At 72.5% G+C, this 16,457-nt stretch carries 11 protein-coding genes; 4 read left to right on the top strand and 7 right to left on the bottom strand.

Annotated elements, in window-relative coordinates; translation table 11 throughout:
• The first annotated feature begins 159 nt into the window (after positions 1–159).
• Entirely contained in the window at positions 160–1,821 is a 1,662-nt protein-coding gene (locus tag ACFYR3_RS22485; protein ID WP_355857935.1) for an FAD-dependent oxidoreductase, read from the top strand.
• Positions 1,822–1,917: 96 nt separating this feature from the next.
• Here ACFYR3_RS22485 and ACFYR3_RS22480 read toward each other — a convergent pair whose 3' ends face one another.
• The 6 genes from ACFYR3_RS22480 to rfbD form a co-directional block, all read right to left on the bottom strand.
• Positions 1,918–3,342: a class I adenylate-forming enzyme family protein gene (locus ACFYR3_RS22480; protein ID WP_356786639.1), complete on the bottom strand. Its 1,425-nt coding sequence runs from the start codon at positions 3,340–3,342 to the stop codon at positions 1,918–1,920.
• Positions 3,343–3,625: 283 nt separating this feature from the next.
• Positions 3,626–4,270, bottom strand: coding sequence for a thioesterase domain-containing protein (locus tag ACFYR3_RS22475; protein WP_355857929.1), 645 nt, complete (start codon positions 4,268–4,270; stop codon positions 3,626–3,628).
• Positions 4,267–5,253, bottom strand: a complete 987-nt coding sequence (rfbB, locus tag ACFYR3_RS22470; protein WP_355857926.1) for a dTDP-glucose 4,6-dehydratase — start codon at positions 5,251–5,253, stop codon at positions 4,267–4,269. Before rfbB ends, ACFYR3_RS22475 begins: the two co-directional genes overlap by 4 nt.
• Complete coding sequence (locus tag ACFYR3_RS22465; RefSeq protein ID WP_355857923.1) at positions 5,250–6,317, bottom strand: glucose-1-phosphate thymidylyltransferase; 1,068 nt, start codon at positions 6,315–6,317, stop codon at positions 5,250–5,252. The genes rfbB and ACFYR3_RS22465 overlap by 4 nt, the downstream gene beginning before the upstream one ends.
• Positions 6,314–6,928, bottom strand: a complete 615-nt coding sequence (rfbC, locus tag ACFYR3_RS22460) for a dTDP-4-dehydrorhamnose 3,5-epimerase (protein ID WP_389284499.1) — start codon at positions 6,926–6,928, stop codon at positions 6,314–6,316. Before rfbC ends, ACFYR3_RS22465 begins: the two co-directional genes overlap by 4 nt.
• Positions 6,925–7,878, bottom strand: a complete 954-nt coding sequence (gene rfbD / locus ACFYR3_RS22455; protein ID WP_355857917.1) for a dTDP-4-dehydrorhamnose reductase — start codon at positions 7,876–7,878, stop codon at positions 6,925–6,927. Before rfbD ends, rfbC begins: the two co-directional genes overlap by 4 nt.
• A 361-nt stretch (positions 7,879–8,239) precedes the next feature.
• Here rfbD and ACFYR3_RS22450 point away from each other — a divergent pair, with 361 nt between their 5' ends.
• The 3 genes from ACFYR3_RS22450 (at position 8,240) to ACFYR3_RS22440 (ending at position 11,262) form a co-directional block, all read left to right on the top strand.
• Complete coding sequence (locus ACFYR3_RS22450; protein ID WP_355857914.1) at positions 8,240–9,232, top strand: ABC transporter ATP-binding protein; 993 nt, start codon at positions 8,240–8,242, stop codon at positions 9,230–9,232.
• Positions 9,229–10,074: an ABC transporter permease gene (locus ACFYR3_RS22445; protein ID WP_355857911.1), complete on the top strand. Its 846-nt coding sequence runs from the start codon at positions 9,229–9,231 to the stop codon at positions 10,072–10,074. The genes ACFYR3_RS22450 and ACFYR3_RS22445 overlap by 4 nt, the downstream gene beginning before the upstream one ends.
• Before the next feature lie 222 nt (positions 10,075–10,296).
• Positions 10,297–11,262 (top strand): ACP S-malonyltransferase, encoded by a 966-nt coding sequence (locus ACFYR3_RS22440; RefSeq protein ID WP_355857908.1) that lies wholly within the window; start codon positions 10,297–10,299, stop codon positions 11,260–11,262.
• 222 nt (positions 11,263–11,484) lie between these two features.
• On the opposite strand, the gene ACFYR3_RS22435 is transcribed toward ACFYR3_RS22440, so the two are convergent.
• A partial coding sequence (locus ACFYR3_RS22435; RefSeq protein ID WP_389284496.1) for an SDR family NAD(P)-dependent oxidoreductase occupies positions 11,485–16,457 on the bottom strand: 4,973 nt, incomplete at its 5' end.

Here is a 16,457-nt window from a genome sequence, read left to right as displayed (position 1 = left end):
TGGCCGGTCCTTAGCGTGAGGTGACCGGCACGACCGCGCCGGGCCGCTCGCGGCGACCGTCTCACGGTGCCCGGCCCGACTCCGCGCGTTCCGGCTCCGCCGGGACAGGTCTCCGGTTTCCCCGGAAACGATGTGGAATCGGCCCGAGAGGTATTCCAGATGACGTCAGCCAGCGCGCCTCCCACCACCATGCTCGTACCGGACTTCCCCTTCTCCTACGACGACTGGCTGCGCCACCCGGCCGGGCTCGGCACGCTGCCGGCGCACCGGGCGGGCACCCCGGTGGCCGTGGTCGGCGGCGGGATGGCCGGGATGACCGCCGCGTACGAACTGATGCGGCTGGGGCTGCGCCCGGTGGTGTACGAGGCGGAGCAGGTGGGCGGCCGGATGCGGTCGCTGCCCTTCCCCGAGGCGCCCGGGTGCGTGGCGGAGATGGGGGCGATGCGCTTCCCGCTCTCCGCCCGCGCCCTGTTCCACTACGTGGACCTGCTGGGGCTGTCCACCCGCCCCTTCCCGAACCCGCTGGCCCCCACCACCCCCAGCACCCTGATCGACCTGGGCGGCGAGCGGCACAGCGCCCGCATGGTGGAGCAACTCCCGGACGTCTTCCAGGAGGTGGCGGTCGCCTGGGAGAAGGCCCTGCAGGAGCGGGCCGAGCTGGCCACCATGCGCGACGCGGTGCAGCGCCGCGACGTGGACATCCTCAAGCAGATATGGAACCGGCTGGTCAGGGAGTTCGACGACCAGTCGTTCTACGGTTTCCTCGCGACGAGTTCGACGTTCCAGTCGTTCCGGCACCGCGAGATCTTCGGCCAGGTGGGGTTCGGCTCCGGCGGCTGGGACACCGACTTCCCCAACTCGCTGCTGGAGATCCTGCGGGTGGTCTACACCGAGGCCGACGACAACCAGGTCTCCATCGACGGCGGTTCACAGCGGGTGCCGCTGGGGCTGTGGGAGCACAGTCCGGACGCGCTCGCGCACTGGCCGGCCGGCACTTCGCTGGCCTCGCTGCACGGCGGGCGCACCCGCCCGGCCGCGGCGGCCGTGGCGCGCGACGGTGACCGCTTCGTCGTCACCGACGCGGACGGCGACCGTGAGGGGTTCGCAGCGGTGGTCTACACCCCGCACGTGTGGACCCTGCTGAACCGGGTGGCGTGCGATCCGGCGCTGCTGACCGCGCCGCTGTGGACGGCCGTGGAGCGCACCCACTACATGGGCGCCTCGAAACTGTTCGTGCTCACGGACCGCCCCTTCTGGCACGACCTCGACCCGCTCACCGGCCGGCCGGCGATGAGCATGACGCTCACCGACCGGATGCCGCGCGGGGTGTACCTCTTCGACGACGGCCCGGACCGGCCGGGTGTGATGTGCCTGTCGTACACCTGGAACGACGACTCGGCGAAGATCTCCACGCTGAGCACCGCGCGGCGCCTGGAGGTGCTGCTGGAGCGGCTGGCCGAGATCTACCCGGACGTGGACATCCGCTCCCACATAGTCGGCGACCCCATCACCATCACCTGGGAGAACGAGCCGCACTTCATGGGCGCCTTCAAGTCGAACCTGCCCGGCCACTACCGCTACCAGCGCCGGCTGTTCACCCAGTTCGTGCAGCGCGACCTCGCCGCGCACCAGCGCGGCTTCTTCCTGTGCGGCGACGACGTGTCTTGGACGGCCGGCTTCGCGGAGGGCGCGGTCACCACCGCGCTCAACGCGGTGTGGGCCGTCCTCGACCACCTCGGCGGCGCCACGCACCCCGACAACCCGGGCCCCGGTGACCTCTTCGACGCGCTGGCTCCTGTGGAACTGCCCTACGACGGCTGAGGGCCGCACCGATGGCGCCCCCGTCCCGGCGAACCGGGACGGGGGCGGCGTCCGTTGCGTGGAAGGTCCCGTCCCTGGAGCGTGGGCAGTCGCCGACTACGCTGCCGGGAAGCGCTGTTCCTCGGCGGCCAGGCGGGCCAGGGCCTTCTTGTCGGGCTTGCCGTTGCGGTTGAGCGGGAACTGCTCCAGCACCACGACCTTGTTGGGCTGCTCGAAGGCGGGCAGCACCGCGCACAGCCGCTCCCGCCAGTGGGCGGCGTCGCGCCGCTCGTCGTCCTCGACGAAGAACACCAGCCGGGAACCGAGGAGTTCGTCGTCCACCGGCACGATGCGGGTGGAGCAGCCCTCGCCGGCCACCTTGCGCTCGATCAGCTCGGGGTAGAGCGTGTAGCCCATGCGGTGCACGGCGAACTTGCGGCCCAGCACATGGAGGTTGCCCTCCGCGTCGAGGTGGCCGAGGTCGCCGGTGGGCTGCCAGCCGGTCGGCGCGGGCACCACGGTGCCGTCGTCGGCGATCTGACCCTCCAGCGCGTCGGGGGTGTCCACCTCGATCTCGCCGGGCTGCCCGGCGGGCAGTTCGCGGCCGTCCTCGTCGACGATGCGCAGCCGGATGCCGTCCATGGCCCTGCCGCAGGCGACCGGGTTCTCCAGGGTGGCGAAGGAGATGTTGCCCAGCTCGGTGGAGCCGTAGCTGTCCAGCAGCGGCAGCCCGTACTCCTTGACGTAGCCCTCGACCAGCGGCGCGTCGAGCGGGGCCGCGCCGACGCAGAACATGCGCACCCCGGCCAGGTGCTCGCGCAGGGCGGCCTGTCTGGTGGCCATGCCCAGGATGCTGCGGTAGCTGGAGGGGGTGGCGTCGACGACGGTGGTGCCGGCGTCGCGGGCCATGCGCAGCGCCCGGTCCAGCCGGCGGTAGGGGGCGATCACCAGGGAGCAGCGGGTGAGCTGGGCGATGAGCACCATCGACAGCCCGTACTGGTGGGCGAAGGGCAGCAGCGGCAGCAGCACGTCGTCGGGCCGGTGGCCGACCTGGGCGGCGTTGCGCCGCAGGTTGGTGAGGAACTTGGCGCCGGACTTCACCACGCCCTTGGGGGAGCCTGTGGAGCCGGAGGTCCACATGATGAGCCCGTCGGGCAGCTCGCCCCAGGCGTCGAACGACAGCTCGGTCTCGACGGGTACGCGGTCGGCCGCGTCCACCATCAGCTCGTACAGGTGGATGGGGTCGGCGTCCCGGTCGACGGGGGTCTCGTCGTCCACCAGGGTGACCTTGACGCCGGTGCGCAGGGCGATGCGGCGGGTCTCCTCCTTGTGCTCCTGCTGGTCGACGAGGACGATCGAGGCGCCGACGTGCATCAGCGCGTAGAGCACGCATACGTAGTTGGCCGAGTTGCCCGCCTTGAGCATGACCCGGTCGCCGAGGCCGACACCGCGGTCGCGGATCACATCGGCGACGCGCAGGGCGTCCTGCTCGAACTCGGCAACGGGCCGCACCGAGTCGGCTGCGAAGATCTTCGCGGTCATCGGTCGCACACTGTCCTTCCTCTGGACCGGACGGGACCGGAGGCGGCGCGCGGTGCGCCGTGCCGAGGCGGGTCCGGCTGGTCCGGTGGGTGAATCGCGGAATCGCGAGCTTCACGAGAGACGGGGAGACCGGTCGGTCCCGCCCGGTTGACGCGGGTCTCCGCACGGCACGCTATTCAGTCGGGGTGGGCGCGGGTACCCCAGTCCCGCCCCTGCCGCCCCCTGTCAACGCCACCTCGGGTGCCGACCGGGGGCCGACCCGAGTCCTCAACTCCCTTGCGTTTCAGTCCGGTTCGGTCCCGTGCAGCGAGATGAGCTGGTCGTGCACGAGGTTGACGACCTCGCGGCGGTAGGAGTCGAGGTAGCCGCGCGGCGCGGGGAACACCTCCAGGTCGAAGCGGCCGGCCGTGCACCGGCGCCAGGCCCGGATCCCGGTGAGCGGCGCACGGTTGTCGTGGTTCCCGGCGAGCGCGACCACCCGGCAGGTGAGGGCCGGTGGGCCGATGCTTCCGCGGTTGGCCGGTCCGGTGCACCCGGAGACGAACAGGGTCAGCGGGACGGCGTGCTCCTCCTGCTCCAGGCGGCGGGCGACGGCGTAGGCGAGTTCGGCGCCGAGCCGGTGGCCGAAGAGCGCCAGCGGACGGTCGGCCCAGCCGCGGATCGACTGGAAGATCTTGTCCACCAGTCGTGCGCGGTCGCCGTCCTCCTGTTCCTCCTCCGTGGAGCCGGCGGGGTACTGGATGATCAGCAACTCCACTGTGGGCAGCAGCAGTTCCGACATGGCGAGGTAGCAGACGGAGGAGTTGCGCCGGCTGGGGAAGCAGATCATGCGGTACGTGCTGGGGACCGCGGGTTGCCGGATCTGGATCAGAGTGACGGCGTCCGGGGTGACCTCCCTGGTGGAGTGCTCGGTGCACTCGGGTGTCATGCGCCCTGGAGCTCCGCCTCGGGCGCGGTCAGCGGCGGGCGGTGGGCTCGGTACCAGGCGACGGTCTCGGCGAGACCGTCGGTGAAGTCGTGGCGGGGCCGGTAGCCCAGCTCGCCACTGATCTTGGTCCAGTCCACCGAGTAGCGCCGGTCGTGGCCCTTGCGGTCGGTGACGTGCTCCACCCGCTCCCAGCCCGCGCCGCATGCCTCCAGCAGCAGCCCGGTCAGCTCCTTGTTGGTCAGCTCGGAGCCGCCGCCGATGTTGTACGTCTCCCCCGCCCGGCCACCGGTGAGGACGGCGAGCAGCCCTTGGCAGTGGTCGTCCACATGCAGCCAGTCGCGTACGTTCTCCCCGTCGCCGTACAGCGGGACGGTGCCACCGGCGAGCAGTCGGGTGACGAACAGCGGGATGATCTTCTCCGGGTACTGGTGCGGCCCGTAGTTGTTGGAGCAGCGGGTGACGCGCACGTCCAGGCCGTGGGTGCGGTGGTAGGACAGCGCGAGCAGGTCGCTCGCGGCCTTGGAGGCGGAGTACGGGGAGTTGGGGGCGAGCGGGTCGGTCTCCTTGGAGGAGCCGGTGGGCACCGAGCCGTACACCTCGTCGGTGGAGACGTGGACGAAGGGGCCGGTGCCGTGGCGCAGCGCGGCCTCCAGCAGGGTCTGGGTGCCGAGCACGTTGGTGCGCACGAACGCGTCGGCGTGGGCTATGGAGCGGTCCACGTGGGACTCGGCGGCCAGGTGCACGACGGCGTCGTGCTCGGCGACCAGCCGGTCCACCAGGGCGGCGTCGGTGATGTCGCCGTGCACGAAGGAGAAGCCGGGCTCGTCCTCGACGGCGGCCAGGTTGGCGCGGTCGCCGGCGTAGGTGAGGGCGTCCAGGACGGTGACGCGGACGTCGTCGCCCAGCGGCTTGCCGGGGCCGAGGACGGTGCGCGTCAGGTGGGAGCCGATGAATCCGGCCGCTCCCGTGATGAGGATGTTCATGAGCGGATCTGCACCTTGCTGTGGTCGCCGAGGATCAGTCGGTGGGCCTGGGGCGTACGGGGCGCGGGGGTGACCTGCACATGCCGACCTATCACGGAGGCGGCGATGCGGCGCACGCCCTCGATGGCCGTGCCGGCCAGCACGATGGAGTACTCGATCTCGCTGTCGGCCACCAGGCAGTCCTCCGCGACGGAAGTGAACGGACCGATGTACGAGCCCTCGACGCGGGTGCCGCGGCCGATGACGGCCGGGCCGACGATGCGGGAGCGGGTGACGACCGCGCCCTCCTCCACCACGACCCGGCCGACGATGTCACTGTCCTCGTCCACGGTGCCGGCGCAGGCGGCGGTCAGTGAGTCGAGCACCGAGCGGTTGACCTCCAGCATGTCGGTGGCGTTGCCGGTGTCCTTCCAGTAACCGTGGACGGTGGAGGAGGTGACGTCCAGGCCTTGGTCGAGCAGCCACTGGAGGGCGTCCGTGATCTCGAGTTCGCCGCGCGCGGACGGCCGGATGGCGGCGACCGCGTCGTGCACGGCGGGGGTGAAGAAGTACACGCCGACGAGGGCCAGGTCGCTCTTGGGAAACTTCGGCTTCTCCTCCAGGCCGGTGACGAGGCCCTCGTCATCGAGGGTGACGACGCCGAACGCGGAGGGGTCGGGGACCCGCGTGAGCATGATCTGCGCGGCGGGCCTGCGGTTGCGGAAATCCTCCAGCTGTTCGCTGATCCCGCCGAGCAGGAAGTTGTCGCCGAGGTACATCACGAAGTCGTCGTCGCCCAGCCAGTCGCGGGCCACGCGCACCGCGTGCGCCAGGCCGAGCGGCTGGTGCTGGGGGATGTAGGTGACGCTGATGCCGAAGCGGGAGCCGTCGCCGACGGCGGCGCGGATCTCCTCCGCGGTGTCGCCGACGATGATGCCCACGTCGGTGACGCCGGCGTCGGCGATCCCCTCCAGCACGTAGTAGAGGATGGGTTTGTTGGCGACCGGCACGAGTTGCTTGGCCGTGGTGTGGGTCAGGGGGCGCAGGCGGGTGCCGGAGCCTCCTGACAGGACGAGTGCCTTCACGGCGTCTCCTCGCTGAGGGGTGCGGCCGGCGAGGACGGGTGGCGTACGCAGTCCTCGTGGCGCGGCAGCAGACCGCGGGCCTCGGCCTCGGCGATGCCGGGCGCCCGGTCGTCCTTGGGCGAGAGCACCGGGTCGGTGCCGGGCGCCCAGACGATGCCCAGCTCCGGGTCGAGCGGGTGGACGCCGTGCTCGCGGGCGGGGTCGTAGCCCGAGGTGGTCAGGTAGACGACGGTGGCGTCGTCGGTGAGGGCCTGGAAGGCGTGGCCGAGGCCCTCGGAGAGGAAGACCGAACGGCGGTCCCGGTCGTCCAGGAGCACGCCCTCCCATTGGCGGTAGGTGGGCGAGCCGACGCGGAGGTCCACGACCACGTCGAGGACGGCGCCCCGCACGCAGCTGACGTACTTGGCCTGCCCGGGGGGCACGTCCGCGAAGTGCACGCCGCGTATCACGCCCCGGCGGGAGGTGGAGCAGTTGACCTGCGCCAGTTCCAGGCGGCGTCCGGTGGCCCTCTCGAACGTCTCGCTCCGGAAGGCTTCCAGGAACGTGCCGCGTTCGTCCTCGTGGAGGTGCGGCTCGTACAGCCACGCGCCCTCCAGCGACAGGGGTTTCACGTTTCCACAGCCTTTCGGGTACGGGGGTCGGACGCGGGGAGGTCCGCGTCCGCGAAGGCGTCGGCCAGCGCGGTGCGCCAGGGCCGCATCGGGGGCAGGCCGACCGCGGCCCACCGGTCGTGGCCCAGCACGCTCCAGGTGGGCCGCACGGCGGGCCGGTCCAGCCGGGAACTGTCGACGGGACGCACCCGGTCGGGGTCGTGGCCGGTGACCCGGAAGACCTCCCGGGCCAGCTCGTACCAGGTGGTGCTGCCGGCGCCGGTGGCGTGGAAGACGCCGTGGCCGCGGTCGGCGGGCAGAGTGCCCAGGGCGATCAGCCGGTCGGCCACGTCGGGCGCCCAACTGGGCTGCCCGTGCTGGTCGTCGACGACCTCGACGGTGCGTCCCGGCTCACGGGCCAGGCCGGCCATGGTGTGCGCGAAGCCGCCCCGCTCGCGCCCGTAGAGCCAGGCGGTGCGCACCACGGCGCCGGTACGCGGCAGGTGCCGCGCCACGGCGCGTTCGCCCGCGAGCTTGGTGCGCCCGTAGGCGGTGCGCGGGGCGGGGTGCGCCGCCTCGGCGTAGGGGCGGCCGAGGTCCGCCGGGGTGCCGGAGAAGACGTAGTCGGTGGAGACGTGCAGCAGTCTGCTGCCGGTGGCGGCGCAGGCGCGGGCCAGGTGGTCCGTGCCGGTGCCGTTGACGGCGAGGGCCGCGGCCTCCTCGGTCTCGGCGAGGTCGACGGCCGTCCAGGCGGCGCAGTTGACGACCACGTCGGCCAGGGCCCCGGCGACCGCGTCGGCGACGGCCGCCGGGTCGGTCAGGTCCAGCTCGGCCCGCCCGCTCGTCATGGGGTCGACGCCGCGGGCGGTGAGCTGGGCGACGACCTCGCCGCCGAGCATGCCGGTCGCGCCGATCACCATCCATCGCAAAGCGGCCGGGTCCTCGCCCTCCGCCGTGTCCGTCCACCCCACCGACACTTCGTTTTGCAAAGAGTAATTCGGCGTGATCACGCAGCGATGCTAGGAGGCATTTTCGAGCGATCGCAACAGTCAATCACCGGTAGATCGACGAATAGGGGTGGTGATTTCCGCCGACCCCGTCCGGCCCCGTTTCCCCCTCATTCCCCCTAGCCCGGCCGAACGACCCCTACGCACGGGGAAAGTTGGTCCGCTGCCCGGATCCGAGTGCTAGACAGGGGCAGCACCACTTCTGTGTCCCATTCAGTCGGCGCTCGACGTGCGGCCGGTGGCGCGACATTCTTGCGCGAGAGCCCGGACCCCCCGTTTACGCGTCCCGCGCGATTCGCAGGCGTAAATGAATTCTCAACCACCCATGGATTCTGCTGTCGTGGTCGACGGACTGGTCAAGAAGTACCGGGACCGCGACCGACCGGCGGTGGACGGCTTGAGCTTCTCCGTCCGCCGGGGAGAGGTCTTCGGATTCCTCGGCCCCAACGGCGCCGGCAAGACCACCACGATCGGCGTCCTCACCACCCGCGTCGCCCCCACGGCGGGGCGCGCGTATGTGCAGGGCGTGGACGTGGTGGCCCAACCCGCCCGCGCCCGGCGGGCGTTCGCCGTCGTGCCGCAGCGCAACAACCTCGACCGTTCCCTGACACTCCGCCAGAACCTGCTCTTCCACGCCGGCTATCACGGCATGGGCCGGGCCGAGCGGCGCCGGCTCGCCGACGAGTGCCTGGACTGGGTGGGGCTGGCCGAACGGCGCAACGCGCGCGGCGACGAACTCTCGGGCGGCCAGGCCCAACGGGTGATGATCGCCCGGGCGTTGATGCACCGCCCCCAGGTCCTCTTCCTGGACGAGCCGGCCACCGGACTCGACCCGCAGGCACGGCTGTTCATCCACGAGCGGATCGCCGAACTCAGCTCGCGGGGCGTCACCACCGTGCTGACCACCCACGACATGGACGAGGCCGCGAAGCTCTGCGACCGGGTCGGCATCGTGGACCAGGGCAGGCTGCTCGCCCTGGACACCCCAGAGGCCCTGATGAAGACCCTGAGCGCCACCGCGGTCGGGCTCACGGTGCAACCCGCCCGCGCCGGCCACGAGGAAGTCGTCCGGCTGCTGGGGAAGCTGCCCGCGGTGGACCGGGTCGAAGTGGTGCAGCAGGAGGACCAGGAGCCGGCCGGCCAGGACGCCGGCGCCGTCGTACGGCTCCGCCTCTACAGCGACGCGCCGTCCGGCGCGGTGCTGCCGGGCGCCATCGTGGCCCTCACGGAAGCGAGTTGCGACATCAAGGACATCAGCATGGGCACTGCCTCACTGGAGGACGTCTTCATCGAACTGACCGGTCGGGAGCTGCGATGACGGCCACCACCGCCCCCGACCCGGTCCGGGACTTCCCCGCCGCCCTGCGACCGGCCCGCACCGACGTGCGCACCGCCGCCCGCACCTTCTTCTTCATCCTGTGGCGGGACGTCTTCGTCACCGGCCGCGAACTGGGCCCCTTCCTCGCCCAGGTGCTGGTCGAGCCGTTCTTCATCCTGTTCGTCTTCGGCAAGGTGCTGGGCGAACTCGGTTACGTCAGCGGCTTCAACCAGGTCCTGCTGCCCGGCGTGGTGGCCCTCAACAGCTTCCTGGTCAGCCTGCAGAACACCGCCCTGCCGCTGGTCATCGACTTCTCCTGGACCAAGGAGATCGAGGACCGGCTGCTCGCGCCCATCCCCACCAGCCTGGTGGCCGTGGAGAAACTGGTCTTCGGCGCGCTGCGCGGCGTCATCGCCTCGCTGGTGATGATCCCGGTCGGATTCCTCGTCCTGGACGACGTCTCCTGGCCCATGGACAAGTTCGCCGCCACCCTCGGCGTGCTGCTGATGGGCGCGCTGGCCGGCAGCACCGTCGGCCTGACCATCGGCACGCTCGCCCCGCCCCGGCACATCAGCGTCATCTTCGCGGTGACCCTCACCCCGCTGATGTTCACCGGCTGCGCCCAGTTCCCCTGGCACGGGCTCGCCGGCATCCGCTGGTTCCAGGTGCTGTGCACGCTCAACCCCCTCACGTACGTCAGCGAGGGCATCCGCGCCCTGCTGCTGCCGCCGGGCGGCCCCGAGTCCATCCCGCTCTGGCTCGACCTCACCGCTCTCGGCGGGGCCGTCGTGATCTTCGGCCTCATCGGCATCAAGGGCTTCCACCGCAGGGCGCAGGACTGATCCCGCGGGGCACGGGACTGATCCCGCCGGGACGCGGGACTCACTGCCGCTCCCGCAGGACTGATCCCGCGGCGGCGCGGGACTCCCTCCCGCTCCCCCCTCGTCCCTCTCGCCTCCCCGGCCCCGTGTCCGGACCTGCGCCCGCCGGTCCGGACACGGGGCCGCGCCCGTCCCCGACCGCTTCCCCTCGACGAACCACCCCTACCAGCAGAGGCGTTCAGCATGATGACCCACACCGTCGCACCGGACCGGACCGGGACCGCGATCGTGTTCCCCGGCATGGGCCCCTCGGCCTTCGCGGAGGTCGGCAAGTTCCTCCTGCTCGACCCGTACGCCCGCGAACGGCTCGCCCAGGCCGACGAGGCCCTCGGCCACTCGGTCTTCGACCGCTTCCGCGACTCCGAGGAGGACTACTCCGTCCACTCGCAGATCGTCTTCCTGGTCAACTCCATGGCGCTGGCCGACCGGGCCGTCGCCGAACTCGGCCTCTCCCCCACCGTGATCACCGGCCCCAGTTTCGGCCAGAAGGCCGCGGCGGCCTGGTCCGGCGCGCTGCCCTTCGCCGACGTCGTCCGGCTCACGGCCGAACTGGCCCGCTGCGAGGAGGAGTTCTTCGCCACCTCCCATCCGGACGTGGTCACCCACTCCTTCGTGCGCACCCCGCAGGAGCGCCTGGCGGAGATCCTCGCCGACTTCGACGCGCGCGGCGCCTGGTACGACTTCTCCGGCCGACTCGACGAGGCCTTCCACATGGTGTCCGTGCGCGAGCAGGACCTCGACGAGTTCAAGGCGCGCATCAGCGCGGCCGGCGGGTACTCCATGTACTCGATGCGCCCGCCGGTGCACGCGGCCTCGTTCTCCGCGCTGCGGCGCAAGGCCGAGGAGGAGGTCTTCACCCGGTACGAGCTGGCCGATCCGACCCTTCCCGTGGTCTCCGACCACGACGGAAGCGTGGTGCGGACGGCGGCGGAGCTGCGCTCGATGATGCTGGACACGTTCGACCGGCCGATCAACTGGCCCAGCGTCGTGGAGACCCTCACGCGGCTGGACGTGGGCACGGTGTGCGTGACCGGGCCGGACAACCTGTTTCACCGACTCGACCTCACGCGTTCCTTGTTCACGGTGCGGACCGTGGGGCTGCCCAAGAAGCGGGAGCGTCAGCGGCCGGGGCGGCGCACCGCGTCCTGACCACCACACACCGGGGCCCGGGCCGAGCGGTTCTTCCGCTCGGCCCGGGCCCAAGTCGTGCGGGCCCCGGCCCGGAGCCCGGCCGTCCAGCCACGCCGCGGCCTCGGGGGCGCGGGGAACTGCGGGGCGTGGGGGTCCGGGGGTGTAGGGGCGGCGCCCGGCGAAGGGCGCGGAAAGGGCGGCACCGCCGGCAGGATGCCGGCGGTGCCGCCCTTCAGGTCCTCAGCGGGGGGCGTCGAGCCAGGACTCGACCGCCCCGGCCGTCTCCCCCGCGTGCTCCTCCATCATCGTGAAGTGGTTCCCCGGTACATCGGCCGCCGTGTGGTCGAGATCCCAGTACGAGCGCCAGTCACCGTCCGAGCCCCGACGCCAGTCGAAGAACGGCTCACCGGCCCGCAGGAGCAGTGTCGGCGTCTTGACCGCCTTCGGCTTCCACCCGCCGAAGAGCCGGAAGTACGCACCCATGGCGAGCAACCGGTCGTCGTCGACCGGCACGTAGCTGTCCTGCCGCTCGTCCATGCCCGCGGACAGGCCCGGCTGGATGCCCACGATCGCGTCGTCGTCGTGCGAGTAGATGTCGATCAGCACCACGGCCTGCGGGAACACGCCCGCGTCCTCCAGCCGGGAGGTGACCGCGTGCGCCAGCATGCCGCCGGAGGAGTGGCCAAGCAGCACGAACGGCCTGCCGTCCGCGTGCCTCAGCACCGCCTCCGTCTGCGCCTCCACGACGGCGTCCGTACTCACCGGCAACTGCTCGCCGTGCAGGAACCCGGGGGCGCTCAGCGCGTGCACGTCGCGGCGGCCCCGGAAGGCCGCGGCGAACCGCGCGTACTGGTGCGGGCCCGAGATCGACAGGATCGACGAGAAACAGATCAGCCCGGGCCGCTCCACGCCCTCCCCGCCGCGGGCCAGCCGCACCAGGGCCGGCGCGCGACGCAGGTCCGCCGCCGAGGAGAACGACGGCCGGAACCGCGACGCCTGCATCAGCAGCTCCATGAACCGGCCGGACGCGCCCTGCGCGCCCGCCTCCTGGAGCATCGCGCCGAACACCCCGGACTCCTCCGCCGCACCCGCGTCGGCGGACCGCTCCGCCGGTGCGCCCGCGCCCAGTTCGCTACGCAGCCGTGCCGCGGCCAGAACGGGTGTCGGATGGTCGAAGAGCAGCGTGGCGGGCAGTCGCAGCCCGGTCGCCGCGTTCAGCCGGTTGCGCAGCTCAACGGCGGTGAGTGAGTCCAGACCCAGCTCCAGGAACTGCTGGTCGGCACCGACCGCCTCGGGCGAGGGGTACGCGAGCACTGCCGCGACCTCCGCCCGCACCACGTCGAGCAGCATCCGCTCCTGCTCGGCCTCCGGCAGCCCGGCGAGGCCCTCGAGTCGCCGCGCGGCGGCCGAGGCCACCGGGGCGGTCGCCCGTCCCGCCGCGGCCCGGCGCGGTCCGCCCCGTACCAGCCCGGACAGCACCGGAGGCAGCGCCCCGGCCTCGGCCTGGCCACGCAGCGGGGCCGTGTCCAGGCGCATCGCCACGAACACCGCGGCGTCCGGCCGTTCGCGGCTTGCGGCCAGCGTGCAGGCGGTGTCGAAGAGCGCCAGTCCCTGCTCCGAGGTGAGCGGCGCGAGCCCGGCCCGCGCCATGCGCTGCACGTCCGCCTGCGACAACTCCCCGGTCATCGAGCTGCGTTGCTCCCACAGGCCCCAGGCCAGCGAGACGGCGGGCAGTCCTGCCGCGCGCCGATGCTGGGCGAGCGCGTCCAAGTAGGCGTTGGCCGCAGCGTAGTTGGCCTGGCCGGGGTTCCCGAGGGTGCCGGCCGCCGAGGAGAACAGCACGAACGCCGAAAGGTCCAGCCCGCGCGTCAGCTCATGCAGGTGCAGCGCCGCCTCGGCCTTGGGCCGCAGCACCTTCTCCAGGCGCTCCGGCGTCAGCGACCCCACCATGCCGTCGTCCACCACGCCGGCGGTGTGCACGACCGCCGTCAGCGGGTGCGCGGCCGGCACGGACGCCAGCAGCGCGGCCAGCGCGTCCCGGTCGGCCGCGTCGCACGCCCTCACGGTCGCCTCGGCCCCCAACTCGTGCAACTCCGCCACGAGTTCGGTCGCGCCCTCGGCGGCCGGACCGCGCCGGCTCGTCAACAGCAGGTGCCGTACTCCGTGTTCGACGACGAGATGCCGGGCCAGCAGGCCGCCCAGCGCACCGGTGCCACCGGTGACGAGGACCGTGCCTTCGGGATCGAGGGCGATCTCCGCGGCCGTCTCCCGGTCGGCCGGCACGCGGGCCAGCCGGGCCGCACGCATCTCGCCGTCCCGGACCGCGAGTTGGGGTTCGCCCGTGCCCGCGGCGGCGGCCAGTGCCTCGGCCGGATCGCTGGCGGCGGACGCGTCCAGGTCCAGCAGCACGAACCGGCCCGGGTTCTCCGACTGCGCCGAGCGCAGCAGACCCCATACGGCCGCGTGGGCCACGTCGGCCACGCCCTCGCCCGGTCGGGCCTCCACCGCGCCCCGGGTCACCACGACCAGGCGGGCGTCCTCCGGTACGTCACCGGCGAGCCAGTCGCGCACCAGCGCCAGCGTGTCGTGCGCGGCCGGTGTCGCATCGCCGCTGTCCGACGGGACGTACGACACCAGCACGGTGTCGGGCACCGGCTTGCCCGAGGCCACCACACCGGCCAGGGCACCCACGTCGGCGAACCCGTCGACGGCGTACCCGGCGCCGCGCAGCGCTGCCTCCAGGCCCATCGGGTCGTCCCCGACCACCGCCCAGCGCTCGTTCCGTCCGGGCGCGGCGGACACGATCGGCCATTCCAGCCGGAACAGCGACTCGTGGTGCGCGGGCGCCTGGGCGGCCCCGAGCCGGGCCGGGTCGAGCGCCCGCAGCAGCAGCGACTCCACCGCAAGCACCGGTGCGCCCTGCACGTCGTAGGCCGTCAGGGACACCGCCCCCGAACCGGCCGGAGCCAGCCGCACCCGCAGCGCGTCCGCGCCCACCGAGTGCAGGGCGACCCCGCTGAAGGAGAACGGCAGCCGGACCTGCCCGGCCGCGTCCTGCCCCGCGCCGAGCGGAACGATCCCGAACGCCAGGCCGTGCAGGGCCGCGTCCAGCAGCGCCGGGTGCACCCCGAAGGCGTCCGCGCCGGAGCCCTCGGCCAGGGCCAGCTCCGCGTACAGCTCCTCGCCGTGGCGCCAGGCCGCCCGCAGGTTGCGGAAGGCCGGACCGTAGCCGAACCCACCGGCCGCGAACCGCTCGTACAGGTCGTCCGAGTCCAGTTCGTCGGCGCCCGCGGGCGGCCAGTTCTCCAGCCGGTCCGGCAGCGACGCCGGTTCCGGCGAGGCCAGCGTGCCACTGGCGTGCCGCGTCCACAGGTCGTCCGCCCGCGCTTCGCCCTCGGGACGCGAGTGCACGTGCAGCGCCCGCCGGCCCGCCTCGTCCGGCCCGGTCACGGAGACCCGCAGCTGGCGGGCGCCCTGCTCGGGCAGCACCAGCGGCGCCTCCAGGGTCAGCTCCTCCAGGACGCCGACGCCGACTCGCTGTCCGGCGTGCAGCGCCAGCTCCACGAAGGCCGTACTCGGCAGCAGGACCGTGCCCGCGACGGCGTGGTCCGCCAGCCACGGGTGCGCGGCCAGCGACAGTCGCGCGGTGAACACCGTGCCCGCCCCGTCCGGCAGTTCCACCGCCGCGCCGAGCAGCGGGTGCTCGGCGTCGCCGAGCCCGGCCGAGGCCACGTCGCCGACACCACCGACCGGCACGTCGATCCAGTACCGCTCGTGCTGGAAGGCGTACGTCGGCAGGTCCACGCGGTGTGCGCCGGTAGCGGCGAAGTACGCGGCCCAGTCGACGCGCGTGCCGTGGGCGTGAGCCTGAGCGAGGGCGGTGACGATGGTCTCGGCCTCGTCGCGTCCGGCGCGCAGCGCGGGGGCGAGGGTGACGTCGGCGTTCTCGACGCAGTCCTGGGCCATGGCGGACAGGACGCCGTCGGGGCCGAGTTCGAGGTACGTGGTGACGCCCGCGGCCTCCAGGGCGCGGATGCCGTCGGCGAAGCGGACCGCCTCACGGACGTGACGGACCCAGAACTCGGGCTGCGTCAACTGCTCCGAAGCGAGAGCACCGCTCACATTCGAGATCACCGCTATGCGCGGAAGCTCGTAGGTCAGGCTCTCGGCCACCTTGCGGAAGGTGTCGAGCATGCCGTCCATGTGCGGCGAGTGGAACGCGTGACTGACGGTCAGCCGCTTGGACCTGCGGTCGCCGAACGATCCGGCGATCCTCTCCGCCTCGTCCGCGTCGCCCGCGATGACCACCGACCGGGGCCCATTGATCGCGGCGATGCTCACCCGCTCGTTCAGAAGTGGCGTGACCTCGGCCTCGGTGGCCTGGAGCGCGATCATCACCCCGCCCCCGGGCAGCGCCTGCATCAGCCGACCACGAGCGGACACCAGCTTGCAGGCGTCGTCCAGAGACAGCACCCCGGCGACATGCGCGGCAGCGATCTCACCGATCGAGTGACCGGACACGAAGTCCGGCTTCACGCCCCACGACTCGAACAGCCGGAACAACGCCACCTCGACCGCGAACAGCGCCGGCTGCGCGTACTCCGTCCGGTTCAACACCTCCGCGTCGTCCCCGAACAGCACCTCCTTCAGCGGCACTTCGAGCTCCAGTCGCTCCGCGACCGCGTCCAGCGCCGCCGCGAAGACGGGGTACGCGGCGTAGAGCCCACGTCCCATGCCGAGCCGCTGACTCCCCTGCCCCGTGAACAGGAAGGCGACCTTGCCCCGGGCGTCTGCCTCCCCGCGCACCACCCCGGCGGCCGGGCCCTCGGACTCGAGGGCGTTCAGACCACGTACCAGCTCGTCGTGGTCTCCGACCACGACCACCGCGCGATGGTCGAACACGGCACGGTGCACCGCCAGCGTGTGGGCCACGTCCACGGTCCGCTCCCCCGGAGTCTGCTCCAGATGCGCCCGCAGCCGGGCGGCCTGGGCGCGCAGCGCTTCCGGTGACCGCGCCGACAGCACGTACGGCAGTGGGCCCGAGGGGTCCCCCACCGGTTCCGGAGCGGACGCGGACGGGGGCTGCTCGATGATGGTGTGCGCGTTCGTGCCGCTGATGCCGAAGGAGGAGACGGCCGCGCGGCGGGGCCGGCCGGTCTCGGGCCAGGCGGCGGACTCGGTCAACAGACGTACGGCGCCCGCCTCCCAGTCCA

This window comes from Streptomyces sp. NPDC005784 (genome assembly GCF_042871525.1).
GTDB lineage: Bacteria > Actinomycetota > Actinomycetes > Streptomycetales > Streptomycetaceae > Streptomyces.
This window is presented reverse-complemented; position numbering and strand designations above follow the sequence as displayed.